Consider the following 13,443-nt stretch of genomic DNA (forward strand, 5'->3'; position numbering starts at 1 on the left):
GCGGGCGATCGCGACACGCCCGCTGCGGGGCGCGCTGTTCCGCCGCGGGTCCGGCATTCTTCGATAGAACGTGCGCATTCGAGCGCCGCCTGTCTACCGGCGCGATGCCGTGGCGTCCAGCGAGGAAAGCGGCCCATCGGCCGAGGCGGCCCGGCGCGGAGGTGCCGCGCCGGGCCGCCGCCCGCTCTGGACCGCGCCGCGAGCGCGCGCCGCAGCCCCGGCTGCACGAGCGCGGCCGGCACAACGGAAGACCCCCGCCGTCGAAGCCGAGAGATGAACGATCGTTACATCTCCGAAACGATCGTCGTGCGGCGCTTTTACGAACGTTTCAGCCTGCATCCGCGCAATATGCATGAAGCCAGGCACCGCCGACAACGCCCACATGCACCCACACTAAACCACCCGAAAAGGTGAAAATCTGCCTGAGATCGCTTCGACCGCATTTTGCAAGTTTGGTTTCTTGTGATAACGATCGTTTCGCAATGCCGGGCACAGAGCATGGAGGCGACGGTGGACGGCCGCCAAACGACAGGGAAGGGGCTTATTGGCGGCTCTTCAACAAGAAAACGATCGTGCTCGTGCGGCGATGGCTGCGTCTCCTGGGGGTGCCGCGCCGTGATCGCCGGGACGTCGCCCAGAACGTGATGCTCGCGGCGCACGAGAGCTTCGCGAACTACGACCCGGCGCGCGGCCCGCCCGACCGGTGGCTGAACCGGATCGCGGTCCACACCGCCTCCCACTATGCCGAGCGCGCGCGGCGCCGGCAGGAGGAGCCGTTGCCGGACGACTTCGACGCGGTGCTCGAGGAGCCGTCGGCCGAGGAGCAGATCATCTCGGAGTGCGATCGCCTGCTGGCGCTCTCGGTCCTGCGGGAGCTCAACGGCGAGCTCAGCGCGGTCCTCGTGGCCCACGACATCGAGGGCGTCCCGATGGCGGATTTCGCGAGCCAGTCCGGAATCCCCCTCTCGACGGCCTACAAGCGGCGGACGCGCGCGCTCGCTGTGTTTCAGCTCCTCGTCACGCAGCGGCTCGCGTCGATGGACGGGAGTGACACCCGGAACGGCGGCCACCCGGCGTCCGCCGGTGCGGCCCCGGTGCTCGTCCTTCTCTCGTCCGCGCGGCCGTGACCGCTCAGAGGCTCATCGCCCGGGCCGCCGGCTCGACGACTAGGGGACGGAGCCCCGTGAGCCGCGCTCATCGGGCCGGGGCCGGGAGCGCGGCCGCGCGCGCTCCGGATCATCGTTGATGAGGGAGAGGATGGCCTGCTTCTTCGGCGAGTCCTCCGGCTCGATCAGCAGGAAGAGCAGCGCCTCCTGGAGCGCCTCGGGCGCGCGGTCGAAGCGATCGGCGACGACGGCGGAGACCGGGCTCCTCCCGTCTCCGGGCAGCAGAAGGCGAGCATCGCAGTTGAGCCCCTGTGCGATGAGCGCCAGCGCGCCGAGCCCGAGATCGCGCTCGCCGCGCTCGACCTGCCGCAGGTACGTCGCAGAGAGGTGCGCCTTCTCGGCGAATTCGGCGTAGCTGAGCCCGTGCAGCAGCCGGAGCACACGAATGGCCCGACCGACCTCTTTGGGAAGCGCATCGCCCATGGCCGGCGCAGCCTATCAACTCCCGCCACAACCAGAAAAGGACGATCGCACCTTTCTCGCGTCCTTCGCTGGGTCGCGCGCGAGTCGACGCCCGTTACTTACTATAACTGATTCAGCTCCTCCACGAGCGCCCGGGAGTGCGAGTTCTCGCTCTTTTCGAACACCATGTTGGCGACGACGGACGCGCGGCTCACGTGAGGTGGCCGCCCGGCGCCCGCTCGGCTCGCGCGGGCGCGCGTCGCGTCGCCGCCCGGCGACGGCGCCGGGTCGGCGCTCGGCCAGCGTCGGTTGCGACCGCGGGGCGCTTCTGTCATTTCTGGCGAGTCGCGTACCATGATGTGCGCTGTCTCGAGCGCGCGTCTCGGCCCCTCGGGGAACTGCAAGGGCATCGATGATCCGTCTGGAGCTTTCAGGAGAGCACACCCGGCTGCACTCGACGCTGTGCGGCCAGTGCCCGCAGGGGCCCGCGGGGTGCTGCGCCAGCCCGCCCGAGCTCGACTGGACGGACATCGGGCGCATCGTCTCCCTCGAGGGCCGCGGCTGGCTGCTCGAGCAGCTCGCCGCCGGCAACCTGCTCCCCGTGAGCCGCGGGCTCGAGCTCCGGCGCACGCGGAAACGGGAGGAGCGCACGGCCCCGCGGCGCTCGAAGTGCGTGTATCACGGCGCGCGCGGCTGCACCGTCCCCGCCGAGCGGCGGGCGGCGACCTGCAATTACTTCCTGTGCGAGGACGCCTTCGCCGAGCGCCCGGGCGGCCAGGCAGATCCGGCCTCGGCCGCGAGCCGCCGGGCGCACGCGCTCCTCCGGGAGCTCTACGGCCGGTGGGACCGCGAGCTCGCCGAGGCGATCGCCTCCCGGCCGGAAGGGCCGTCGTGGGACGCGGCGTTCCTCGACTGGCTAGGCGCGGAGTTCGAGCGGCTCTCGAGCGCGTCGCGCGCCGAGCTCGGCGAGCTCACCGCGCCGGGGTAGCGCCGACCGCGCCGGGGTAACGCCGAGCGCGCCGCGCCCGGGTGGAACGCCGCGCGCGGACCGCCGCTCACAGCATGGCGACCGGATCCACGTCGATGATCACCCGCGCGTTCCGGTCGAGCCCGTCCCGTATCAGCCCGGTCAGCGCCGCGAGCGTTCCCCGGAGCGGCCCGCGCTCGCGCGCCCTGAGGAGCACCCGGAACCGGTACCGCCCGCGCAGGCGCGCGATCGGCGCCGCCGACGGCCCGAGCACCTCGACGCGCCGCGCGACCCCCTCCGGACACGTGCGGGCGTGGGCCGCGAGCTTCGCCGCCGCACCGCGGCCCACGCCCTCGTCGACCGCGTCGATGCGGATCAGCGCGAGGCGCGTGGCCGGCGGATAGCCCACCTCCTCGCGGTCGCGGATCTCCCGATCGAGGAAGCCCGGCACGTCGTGCGCCGCGGCGAACGCGATCGCCGGGTGCTCGGGGTTGCGCGTCTGGATGAGCACCCGGCCCGGGCGGTCGCGCCGCCCCGCGCGCCCGGCCACCTGCACGAGCAGCTGGAAGCCGCGCTCGGCCGCGCGGAAGTCGGGCAGCCCCAGCGCGGCGTCGGCGTTCACCACGCCGACCAGGGTCACGTTGGGCAGATCGTGGCCCTTCGTGACCATCTGCGTGCCGACCAGGATGTCGATCTTGCCCTCGCGCATCCTCGCGAGGATCGCCTGCGAGCGGTCTTTCCCCGCGACGTCACGATCGAGGCGGGCCACGCGCGCCTCCGGGAACGACTCGGCGATCGTCGACTCGAGCCGCTCGGTGCCGAGGCCCTCGAGCAGCAGGGTCCGCGAGCCGCACGACCCGCAGCGCTCCGGCAACGGCCCCGCGTAGTCGCAGTAGTGGCAGCGCAGCCGCCCGCCCTGCGGCCGCTCGTCGAGCGGCGCCGCCGGCGGGGGCGCGCCCGCCGGCGCCGGCGTGTCGCGGCGCCGCCCGCGGTGGTAGGTCAGCGCGACCGAGCACGCCTCGCACGTCGTCAGGTTCCCGCACGAGCCGCAGACGACGCTCGGCGCGAAGCCGCGGCGGTTGAGGAACAGGATCGCCTGCTCCTTCGCCGCGAGCGTCCGCTCGAGCGCGCGGTGGAGCGGCAGGGAGATCAGCGGATCGCCCGAGGGGCCGGCGCCGAAGCGGCGGAGATCGACGAGGGTGACCTCGGGGAGGCTGGCCTCGCGGTGCGCGCGGTCCGGCAGGCGCAGCTCGACGAGCTTGCCGCGGCGCACCAGCGCGACCGACTCGATGGAGGGCGTCGCCGAGCCGAGCACGCACACCGCCCCGGCGCGGTGGGCGCGGAGCAGCGCCATGTCGCGCGCGTGGTAGCGCACGCCCTCCTCCTGCTTGAACGAGCCGTCGTGCTCCTCGTCGACGAGGATGAGGCCGAGGTCCGGCACCGGCGCGAACAGGGCCGAGCGCGCCCCGATGGCGACGCGCACCTTGCCGCCGTGGAGGCTCGCCCACATCGCGTGGCGGTCGGCGTCGCCGAGGCCGCTGTGCAGCACCGCGAGCTCGTCGCCGAAGCGGGCGCGGAAGCGCGCGACGAGCTGCGGGGTGAGGGCGATCTCGGGCACCATCACGAGCGCGCCGCGGCCCCGTTCGAGGCAGCTGTTGATGGCGCGCAGGTACACCTCGGTCTTGCCGGAGCCGGTCACGCCGAAGAGGAGGAACGCGCTCGGCCCGGCGGACCGCGCCTCCTGCCCGGCGGGCTGCGGCTCGCGCGGGGCGGCCGCGCCCACCTCCCCTTCCCCGGACGCGGACAGCGCCGCGAGCGCCGCGTCGATGCGCGCCGCGGCCTCGGCCTGCGCCGCGTTGAGCTCGGGGGGCACGTCGCGCTCCTCGGGGAGGCGGAAGAACGGGTCGCGCGGCGGCTCGCGCTCGTCGAGGGCGACGAGGTTGCGCTCGGCGAGCTTCTTCAGGGCGCTGCGCGCGTTGCCGAAGCGCTCCTCGATCCGCGCGACCGGCTGCTCGCCGGTCGCCCGTAGCAGCGCGAGCACGGCCGCGGCCTGCCCGCGGAGCGTGCCGGGCTCCTCGACGGCATCCGTCGCCCTGGCGTAGGCGACCTTGCGGCCGCCCACCTGCTTGGCCCGGCCGAGGTCGAGCATGCCGTCGAGCTCGCCCTGCGCCTTGAGCGCCCGCACCTGCCCGCGCTCGATCGCCGGCAGCGCGAGGCGGAGCACCTCCCCGATCGGCGCGAAGTAGTAGGAGGCGAGCACCTGCAGGAACGAGAGCAGCTCGGCCGGCAGCGCCGGGCGGGCGTCGACGAGCGCCGCCAGCGGCTTGATCTTCGACGGATCGATGGCCGCGCTGCGCTCGCTCACGGCGAGCACGACGCCGATCAGCTTGCGCCGGTGGAACTCGCAGAGCACCCGCGCCCCCGGTCGCACCTCGCCGGCGAGCGCGGCGGGGACCTCGTAGGTGAAGGCCTGCGAGAGCGGGACGGGCACCGCAACATCGGCGAGGAGGGGCATCGCTCCGGGGAAGGCCGCGCGCGCGGCGCGGCACGGGCGAGATACCAGAGAACGCCGCCCGGGACGAGGAACCACGGCACGCGCGCGCACGGTGCGCCCGTGCAGGCCCGAAAAGAGGCAAAAAAAAGCGCCACCGGGGCCTTGGGGGGGGAAGGCCGCGCCGGCAGCGCTGCCGGACATAGAGCACCGTCCGTGCCATCTCTGCTGTTCGCGATCTGAACGTATTTCGCTCCAGATGAGACGGCTGCGGCTTCCGAACCTGAAATTTCAGCAATGCACCATTGCAGAAGCGAATTGCGCTGGCCTGCTCGCGCGTCGCACAGGCACGCACCGCGCGGGCGATGGGAACGCCCGAGCCGCTTCCGAGGGGCCCGCCGATTGCTCGGGATCCGGTCAGGGGTTCACCGCTGGACGGTCGGCGGGGCGGGCGCCATGGGCTGGAAATGCGTGCAATCACGCGCCTTTGAGGAGGGGACATGATCAGAACCGCGGTCTTGAGCGGAATCGAAGAGCAGGACTGGATCGACCGGATGGCCGACCCGCTTCAGCGCGGCATCCGGTCCGTCCTGAAGCGAGCGCCCGCGGTCGCGAAGGTGCTCCACGGCAAGTTCCTCGGGCACCCGCTGCATCCGGTGCTGGTGACCATCCCCATCGGCGCGTGGTCCTGCGCGCTCGTGCTCGACCTTGCCGGCATCGGCCGCGGGCGGCGGCTGCATCGGGGGGCGGACGCGACAGCGGCCATCGGCCTCGGCGGGGCGCTCGTGGCCGCCTTTGCCGGGCTCGCCGACTGGAGCACCACCCTCGGCTCCGCGAAGCGGATCGGCTTCGTCCACGGCGCGATGAACATGGCGATCGCCGGCCTGTACGGCGCCTCGCTCGGCTCCCGGGCGATCGGGCTGCGGCCCCTCGGGATCGCGCTGTCGACCGCGGGGTTCGGCCTGGCGGGTGCGAGCGGCTGGCTCGGAGGAGAGCTCATCTACCGCTACGGCGTCGGCGTCGGCAACGACGCGTGCGAGCGGCGGCCGGAGACGCAGGTGCCCGTGCCCGAGGCGCCGATCGCCGGCTGACGGCGACGGGAACCGCCGGTGCGCTAGCGCGCCGCGAAATAGCAGCCCGCGACGACGAGCGCGGCGAGGGCGAACAGCAGCGCGGCGTGCACGAGCAGCGGCACGAGCCCGCGCCCCTGCGGGCGAGCGAGCGGACGCTGCGCCGTGGCCCAGGGCGACGGCGGCTCGACCGCCGCCCGCGCGGCGAGCGCCGCGCTCTGCGCGCCGGCCGCCCTTGCGAGCTGCGCGGCGGCCTCCCTCGCCGCCGGCGCGGCCACCGCCATCGCCCTCGCGATCGCGGCGCCGCCCTCCATCGCGCGCGGCGTGGCGGCCGCGGTCGCGAGCGGCTCGAGCACCGCGGGCGGACCGAGCTCCAGCGCGCGCACCGCGCGCTCGCGCGCCCGGCGGGCCGCGACGATCTCCATGCCGAAGTTGTCGCGCAGCCACGCCCCGAAGCGCAGCGGGCTCGCCGTCAGCTCGGACGCCGCCGCGTAGGCCGCGACGTCCCGCAGCATCGCCGCCGCGCTCGGGTAGCGCTCCTCGGGCGCCTCCGCGAGCGCCCGCGCGACGATCGCGTGGAGCGCCGCCTCGTCGGGGAGGCCGCGCTCCATGAGCGGCGGGATCTCCGCGCGCCGCGCGAGCTCGAGCAGCTCGCCGCGCGCCTCTTCCTTCGAGAGGCCCGCCCCCGGGGCCGGGCTGTACATCCGCCGGCCGGCGAGCAGCTCCCACAGCAGGATGCCCGTCGCGAAGAGGTCGGAGCGCGCGTCGAGCGCGTCGCCGCGGGCCTGCTCGGGGCTCATGTAGCCGGCCTTGCCCTGCAGCGCCTCGTCCAGCGTCGCGCCGCTGCGCTCGTGCGCGCGGGCGATGCCGAAGTCGCAGAGCTTGATCTCTCCCTCGAAGCTCAGGAGCACGTTCGACGGCGAGACGTCGCGGTGCACGACGCCCTTCCGGTGGGCGTAGGCGAGCCCCTGCAGCGCCTCGGCGATGATCAGGAGCGAGAACGCGACCGGGAGCTTCACCTTCTGGCGCGCGCAGCGGCGGAGCAGCTCGCGCAGGTCGAAGCCCTCGACGTACTCCATCGCGATGAACAGCGAGCCGTCCTCGCGGCCGAGATCCTCGACCTGCACGATGGCCGCGTGGCGCAGCCCCGCGGCGAGCCTGGCCTCGCTCGCGAGCATCTCCACGAAGCGCGGATCGTGCGCGAACCTCGGGGTGACCTCCTTGATGGCCACGAGGCGCGCGGCGCCGAGATCCGTGCGCACCCGCGCCAGGTACAGATCGGCCATCCCCCCCTGGCCGATGTGGTCGAACAGCGTGTAGCGGCCGAATTGGCACGGCAAGAGCCGCCCTGCGCGGGGCGCAGCCCGGCGCAGGGGGAGATCCTCATGACCGGGACCGCGGGCGAGGGGCGGCAGGCCAGAAGGCGGGTACGGGAGCGTGCCTCCGCGACGCACATCGAGGCGATCGATCTGCACGAGCCCTCGTCGCAGACTTCGCGCGGGCGGGCCAACTAAACGGGCGCCGCCCCCGGCAGCGGCCGGGGCCCGGGGCCCGGCGGCCCGGGCATAGCTGCCGGGACGCGGCGGTCCGACGCCGCGCCGACGCCCGGCGAGCGCGCCGACCACGTGCAGCGTGCGCGGCGGCGGGCTACATCCGGCGCATGACGTTCAGTGCGGGCTGGGGACAGCCCTTTGCCGGGTCGTTCATCCGCATCGTCGACGACCGGGGGCGCAAGCACGAGTGGCGGACCCCTCCGCGGCGCATCGTCTCGCTCGTCCCGAGCGACACCTACTCGCTCGTCCGGCTCGGCGCCCGGGACCGCCTCGTCGGCCGCACCCGCTACTGCGTCGCGCCCGCGGAGGACGTCGAGGGCATCGAGCTCGTCGGCGGCACGAAGGACGCCGACGTCGATCGCATCGCCGCGCTCGACCCCGAGGTCGTCGTCGCGAACCAGGAGGAGAACAGCAAGCGCGACATCGAGCGCCTCGACGCGGCGGGCCTCCGGGTGCTCGTCTCGTTCCCGAAGCGGGTCGCGGACGGCGTGGCCCACCTCGCCCGGCTGGCGCGCCTGCTCGGGCACTCCGCGATGACCGCGGCGGCCGCGCCCGCGGCGGTCCCGGAGCGCGGCGAGCCGGACCCGTCGCGGCCGCCGGCCGCCGCGCGCGAGCAGGTCGCGGCCGCCTACCGCGCCCACGCCGCGGCCGAGGCGCGGCGCCGCGCGCGCCCCCCGCTCCGCGCCTTCATCCCGATCTGGATGGACCCGCTGATGACCGTCCATGGCGACACCTTCATCTCGGACATGCTCGACCTCGCCGGCGCGCAGAACGTCTTCGAGGATCGGCCCCGGCGCTACCCGCTCGCGGCCGACCTGGGCAAAGCGCCGCCGCTCCCGCCCGAGCGCGTCCAGGGCCGCGACGTCCGCTACCCCCGCGTCACCCTCGACGAGGTCGTCGCCCGCGCCCCGGACCTCGTGCTGCTGCCCGACGAGCCGCACGCCTTCACCGACGCCGACGCGGCAATATTTCGCTCCCTCGACATCCCCGCCGCCCGCCGCGGCCACGTGATCCGATGCGATGGCAAGGACCTCATGTGGTACGGCGCGCGGGCGCTCGAGGGGCTCAATCGGCTGCGGGAGATCATCGACGCCGCCCGTCCCTGATGCACGCACGACGCGATCGTCTGTCCAGGGGCGCGCGGCCCCATGCGCGCGCCGCGCGGCCGAGCGAGCCCCCTCCTCGCCACGTCGCAATTGGGGTAGGACCGTGGGATGACGTGGACACGGGAGACGTTGCGGGCAGAGATCATCCAGCTCCTGGAAGGACACACGGCCGGCGAGGTAAAGATCGAGGAGTCGAGCCATCTCGTCGCCGATCTCAGCCTCGACTCGCTCGGGGTGATGGAGATCGTCGCGGATATGGAGGATAAGTTCGACCTCTCGATCCCCGACGACATGTTGCGCGAGGTCGACACGGTCGCCGACGTCGTCAAGGCCATCGAGCTCAGGCTCAAGAACGAAGGAAGGCTCTCGGGATGACGGCTGTTTGGAAAGCGCGGACGGTCGCCCAGGCGATCGAGGACGCAGCGGCGAGCACGAAGACGGGCTATCGCTTCATCGAGGAGTCGAGCGAGAACGAGCCGTTCTTCACGCATGGCGGCATCGAGCGCGCGAGCGCGCGCATCGGCGGCGCGCTCCAGGCGCTCGGGCTCCAGAAGGGCGAGCGTGTCGCGTTGATCCTGCCGGACAACGCCGACTTCATCTTCGCCTTCCTGGGCGCGATCCGCGCGGGCATCGTCCCGGTGCCCATCTACCCGCCGACGGGCCTCGGCAAGCTGACCGGCTACCTCGAGAACACGCTGCACATCGTCGCGAAGAGCGGCGCCAAGGTCCTGCTCACGAGCGCCGAGATCAAGCGCGTGCTCGGCACGATCCAGGCGCAGGCGCCGGAGCTCCAGCAGATCGTGGCGGTCGAGGGCATCCGGGGCTCCCGCGAGGAGCTCAAGCCGGTGAAGGTCGAGCTCGACGACGTGTGCTTCCTGCAGTTCACGAGCGGCTCGACGTCGCGCCCGAAGGGCGTGGTGCTCACGCACGCGAACCTGGCCGCGAACGTGCGGGGGATCGTGGAGCTCGGCCTGGCGGTGCGCGAGTCGGTCGACACCGGCGTGTCGTGGCTGCCGCTCTACCACGACATGGGGCTCATCGGCTTCGTGATCGCGCCGCTCTACTACGTCAACACGGTCACCTTCCTGCCGCCGCTCCTGTTCCTGAAGCGCCCGGTGCGCTGGCTGGAGACGATCACGCGCCACCGGGGCAACGTGTCGTTCGGCCCGAACTTCGCCTATGCGCTCTGCGTGAAGCGGATCCGGGAGCAGGAGATGGCCGGGCTCGACCTGTCGACGTGGCGGGTCGCCGGCTGCGGCGCCGAGCCGATCCGGGCCGACAACCTGCGCGCCTTCGCCGAGAAGTTCGCGCCGGTCGGCTTCGACGAGAAGGCGTTCGTCTGCTCGTACGGCATGGCCGAGAGCACGCTGGCGGTGTCGTTCAGCGCGCTCGGGACCGGGCTGCAGACCGACGTGGTGGACGGCGAGACGCTCTGGAAGGAGGGCAAGGCGGTGCCCGCCCCGGCCGACAGCGACGGCGCGTCGTCGCTCGTGCAGTGCGGGTCGGCGTTCGAGGGGCACGAGATCGCGGTGTTCGCGTCGGACGACGCGGAGAGCGCGCGCCCGCTCGGCGACCGCGAGGTCGGGGAGCTCCGGCTCCGCGGCCCGAGCGTGATGCCCGGCTATTTCAACGACCCGGATCTCACCAAGGAGGCGTTCGCGGGCGGCTGGCTGCGGACGGGCGATCTCGGGTACCTCGCCGAGGGCAAGGTCTATATCTGCGGGCGCTCGAAGGAGGTCATCATCGTCAACGGGCGCAACTACTACCCGCAAGATCTCGAGTGGGAGGCGAGCCGCGTCTCCGGGGTCCGGAAGGGCAACGTGATCGCGTTCGGGACGATGAAGCCGCACAACGACCGCGAGCGGGTGGTCATCGTCTTCGAGACGCCGGCGCTGGACGAGCAGGAGAAGCAAGCGGTGAAGGGCGAGGTGCGCCGCGTCGTGCAGCAGGCCATGGGGCTCACGGTCGACGACGTCGTCGCGGTCGGGGCGGGCGTGCTGCCGAAGACCTCGAGCGGGAAGCTCCAGCGGAGCAAGGCGCGGGAGCTCTACGAGAACGGGGAGCTCCTGATCCGCAGCTCGTCGCGCGACGGGGACCGGCTGGACGCGGCGAAGGAGTTCGCCAAGAGCCAGATCAACTACTTCCGTCACGCGATCTTCCGCGGGCGCGGGGGGTGATCCTGGCGGGGGGCGCCTCGAAGGGGCGCCTCCTCGGAGGATCGCTGGACGGCGGGGGCAAGGGGGCGGGCGGCTCTCCGGTGGAGCGAGCGGGCGCGAACGCATAGCCGCTGGTGCGGGGGGCCGTTATCGTCGGCGGCCGGAGGGCGATCCATGCCTGCTTGGCTCAATCAGCTGCTGCCGATCGCTCTGCTGCTCGCGGCCATCGCGGTCGTCATGCGGCGGCTGCCAAAGATCGAGCTCGGACACACGGAGGAGTTCAAGCGCCGGCGGTTCTTCAACTGGTTTCCGCTCGGGCTCACTTACGCCTTCCTCTACATGGGGCGGTATAATCTCTCCGCCAACGCGTCGGCGCTCGACGCGATGCAGCTCGTCAGCAAGCAGGAGTTCGGGAGCATCGACGGCTGGGGGTCGGCCGTCTACGGGGTCGCCTTCCTGCTGAACGGGCCGCTCACGGACCGGTGGGGCGGGCGCACCACCATCCTCCTCGCCGCGGGCGGGTCGGCGCTCATGAACCTGCTCATGGGGGCAGCCGTCCGCGTCGCCCAGGAAGGACAGCTCGACCACGACGGGGCCATCACCACGATGACGGTCCTCTTCGCCGGCAACATGTACTTCCAGAGCTTCGGCGCCGTATCCGTCGTCAAGGTGAACGCGCCCTGGTTCCACGTCCGCGAGCGCGGGATGCTCGGCGGCGTCTTTGGCATCCTGATCTCGCTGGGGCTCTACTTCGCCTACGACTGGAGTCGATTCATCGCCAAGCACCTGCCCATGCAGTGGGCCTTCCACATCCCCGCCCTGCTGCTGCTCGGGTTCCTGGTGCTCGACTTCTTCGTCATCCGCGACACGCCGGGCAAGGCGGGATTTCAGGACTTCGACACGGCCGACGCGTCCTCGGGCGACACCGGCGAGCGCATGGGCCCGCTCGGCGTCGCGCGGCGCATGTTCTCGCAAAGGGTCATCTGGATCATCGTCGCCATCGAGTTCTGCAGCGGCTTCCTCCGCAACGCCGTCATGAAGTGGTACCTCATCTTCGCCGACAAGACCGACCTCGAGGGCTTCGTGTCGACCCACTGGGGCGTGCTCCTCTGCATCGCCGGCATCCTGGGCGGCGTCTTCGCCGGCTTCATCTCCGACCATGTCTTCGATTCGCGCCGCGGCCCCGTGGCCTCGGTGCTGTACGCAGGCCTCGTGCTCGGCGCGGTGATCGTCCTCTTCACGCTGAGCCTCCCCATCGCCGGGTGGACCGTCGTGTTCATGTCCCTCTGCGTGATCGGCGTCCACGGCATGCTCTCCGGGACCGCGAGCATGGACTTCGGCGGCAAGAAGAACGCCGGCGTCGCGACAGGCATCATCGACGGCTTCGTCTACCTGGGCACGGCGACGCAATCGTTCCTCTACGGGAGCATCCTGCCCTCGGGCGACGCGGCGAAGGACCCGGCGAACTGGATCTCATGGCCCCTCGCCATGCTCCCGGTCGCCCTCGTCGGCTTCGCGCTGGCGACGCGCGTGTGGAACGCGAGGCCGCAAAGGCAAGCCGCGGCCCACTGACGCGCGAAGTCGACGCGCTACAGGATGATCGGCTCGCAGTTCGTGTACTTGAGCGTCGAGATCATGAAGCTCGATCCGCCGCTGCGGCGCTCCGCGAAGAAGATGTCGAGCGGGTAGTTCTTCCCGAGCTCGAGGCCGAGCGCCTCGGCCATCGCGTCGAGATCGAGTGTGTCGAACATCGAGCCGTGGACCCCGCCCAGATCCATCACCAGCTGGTTGTTGATGAACACCCAGATGTCGTCATCGCCACCGAAGATGAAGTCGTCCCCGCCCCTGTACCTGAAGCTCATGTGGAGCTCGAACGTGAAACCGTAATTGTGGTCCCTGTCCTGGTTGCCCCAGCCTTCGCCGTCGATGGGGAAGAACTCCCTGCTGGAGAAGAGGCGAAACTCGTCATCGCTCACGTCGAGGGGGACGACGAACCGGATCGAACGGTTGATCTCCGGGACGTCCCGGAACCATTGATCGAAGTGCTCGCGCCCGGACGTGTACTCCGTGGCACCCTCATGGGCATATACCGGCTTCTGGTCAGGGCCGAGCACACGCTCGACGATGCCCGGCGAGCCCGTGCCCTCGAAGCGCTCGAAGTCCGGGTGCCCGCCGGGAGTGCCGTACGCCTTGAAGTCGCGCACCACCCCTTCGAGCCGCGGCTCGCAGCCGGCTTGCCCGCCGCTCGAGGAGGACGTGCCCGGGGCCGAGCCGCCGCCGGCCGGCGAGAAATCGCCGCCCAGGCCGGTCCCGGAGGAGCCGCCGCCCGTCCCCGAGGCGTCGATCTCGATCGTCTTCCCGATGACCTCGGGGATGGCGGTACACCCGGCGAGCGCGAGCGCCGAGGCTGCGGAGAGAAGGATGGCCAGCGATTGCGGAGAGCATGACACGACACGGCACATCGTCAGTGATGCCGATATAGCATATCGGGTCGACTCGCGCCCGCGTGCCGCCCTGCTCCGGCACCCCTTG

Annotated in this window: 11 protein-coding genes; 7 read left to right on the top strand and 4 right to left on the bottom strand. The window is 72.0% G+C overall.

Going from position 1 to position 13,443, the window contains the following annotated elements; genetic code table 11:
• Positions 1–572 precede the first annotated feature (572 nt).
• A complete protein-coding gene (locus WMF17_RS36090; RefSeq protein WP_437645577.1) occupies positions 573–1,127 on the top strand; it encodes an RNA polymerase sigma factor in 555 nt (184 codons plus the stop codon).
• 39 nt (positions 1,128–1,166) lie between these two features.
• On the opposite strand, the gene WMF17_RS36095 is transcribed toward WMF17_RS36090, so the two are convergent.
• Positions 1,167–1,589, bottom strand: coding sequence for a helix-turn-helix domain-containing protein (locus WMF17_RS36095; RefSeq protein ID WP_437645579.1), 423 nt, complete (start codon positions 1,587–1,589; stop codon positions 1,167–1,169).
• Positions 1,590–1,980: 391 nt separating this feature from the next.
• Between WMF17_RS36095 and WMF17_RS36100 the strand changes: the two genes are divergently transcribed.
• The gene (locus WMF17_RS36100) at positions 1,981–2,556 is read left to right on the top strand and encodes a hypothetical protein (protein WP_437645581.1); all 576 of its coding nucleotides are present in this window, start codon (positions 1,981–1,983) and stop codon (positions 2,554–2,556) included.
• Between the two features lie 67 nt (positions 2,557–2,623).
• Here the strand turns inward: WMF17_RS36100 and priA are convergent, their stop codons facing one another.
• Positions 2,624–5,050 carry a replication restart helicase PriA gene (gene priA / locus WMF17_RS36105; protein WP_437645583.1) on the bottom strand — a complete coding sequence of 809 codons (2,427 nt, stop codon included), beginning with the start codon at positions 5,048–5,050 and terminating at the stop codon, positions 2,624–2,626.
• A 476-nt stretch (positions 5,051–5,526) separates the two neighbouring features.
• On the opposite strand from priA, the gene WMF17_RS36110 reads away from it, so the two are divergent.
• Entirely contained in the window at positions 5,527–6,117 is a 591-nt protein-coding gene (locus WMF17_RS36110; RefSeq protein ID WP_437597912.1) for a DUF2231 domain-containing protein, read from the top strand.
• 23 nt (positions 6,118–6,140) lie between these two features.
• Here the strand turns inward: WMF17_RS36110 and WMF17_RS36115 are convergent, their stop codons facing one another.
• Positions 6,141–7,436: a serine/threonine-protein kinase gene (locus WMF17_RS36115; protein ID WP_437645585.1), complete on the bottom strand. Its 1,296-nt coding sequence runs from the start codon at positions 7,434–7,436 to the stop codon at positions 6,141–6,143.
• Between the two features lie 320 nt (positions 7,437–7,756).
• Here WMF17_RS36115 and WMF17_RS36120 point away from each other — a divergent pair, with 320 nt between their 5' ends.
• The 4 genes from WMF17_RS36120 (at position 7,757) to WMF17_RS36135 (ending at position 12,483) form a co-directional block, all read left to right on the top strand.
• Entirely contained in the window at positions 7,757–8,755 is a 999-nt protein-coding gene (locus WMF17_RS36120; RefSeq protein WP_437597914.1) for a helical backbone metal receptor, read from the top strand.
• A gap of 108 nt (positions 8,756–8,863) precedes the next feature.
• The gene (locus WMF17_RS36125; protein ID WP_012239660.1) at positions 8,864–9,130 is read left to right on the top strand and encodes an acyl carrier protein; all 267 of its coding nucleotides are present in this window, start codon (positions 8,864–8,866) and stop codon (positions 9,128–9,130) included.
• Positions 9,127–10,932 carry a fatty acyl-AMP ligase gene (locus tag WMF17_RS36130; protein ID WP_437597915.1) on the top strand — a complete coding sequence of 602 codons (1,806 nt, stop codon included), beginning with the start codon at positions 9,127–9,129 and terminating at the stop codon, positions 10,930–10,932. Before WMF17_RS36125 ends, WMF17_RS36130 begins: the two co-directional genes overlap by 4 nt.
• Positions 10,933–11,085: 153 nt before the next feature.
• Positions 11,086–12,483, top strand: coding sequence for an MFS transporter (locus WMF17_RS36135; RefSeq protein WP_437597916.1), 1,398 nt, complete (start codon positions 11,086–11,088; stop codon positions 12,481–12,483).
• A gap of 17 nt (positions 12,484–12,500) precedes the next feature.
• Here WMF17_RS36135 and WMF17_RS36140 read toward each other — a convergent pair whose 3' ends face one another.
• The gene (locus WMF17_RS36140; RefSeq protein ID WP_437645587.1) at positions 12,501–13,361 is read right to left on the bottom strand and encodes a fibro-slime domain-containing protein; all 861 of its coding nucleotides are present in this window, start codon (positions 13,359–13,361) and stop codon (positions 12,501–12,503) included.
• Between the last annotated feature and the right edge of the window lie 82 nt (positions 13,362–13,443).

The organism is Sorangium sp. So ce362 (assembly GCF_051519845.1).
Taxonomy (GTDB): domain Bacteria; phylum Myxococcota_A; class Polyangia; order Polyangiales; family Polyangiaceae; genus Sorangium.

Coding starts and splice junctions, on each gene's coding strand:
- WMF17_RS36095 (WP_437645579.1), bottom strand. CDS start 1,589: ATGGGCGATGCGCTTCCCAAAGAGGTCGGTCGGGCCATTCGTGTGCTC.
- WMF17_RS36100 (WP_437645581.1), top strand. CDS start 1,981: ATGATCCGTCTGGAGCTTTCAGGAGAGCACACCCGGCTGCACTCGACG.
- priA (WP_437645583.1), bottom strand. CDS start 5,050: ATGCCCCTCCTCGCCGATGTTGCGGTGCCCGTCCCGCTCTCGCAGGCC.
- WMF17_RS36110 (WP_437597912.1), top strand. CDS start 5,527: ATGATCAGAACCGCGGTCTTGAGCGGAATCGAAGAGCAGGACTGGATC.
- WMF17_RS36120 (WP_437597914.1), top strand. CDS start 7,757: ATGACGTTCAGTGCGGGCTGGGGACAGCCCTTTGCCGGGTCGTTCATC.
- WMF17_RS36125 (WP_012239660.1), top strand. CDS start 8,864: ATGACGTGGACACGGGAGACGTTGCGGGCAGAGATCATCCAGCTCCTG.
- WMF17_RS36130 (WP_437597915.1), top strand. CDS start 9,127: ATGACGGCTGTTTGGAAAGCGCGGACGGTCGCCCAGGCGATCGAGGAC.
- WMF17_RS36135 (WP_437597916.1), top strand. CDS start 11,086: ATGCCTGCTTGGCTCAATCAGCTGCTGCCGATCGCTCTGCTGCTCGCG.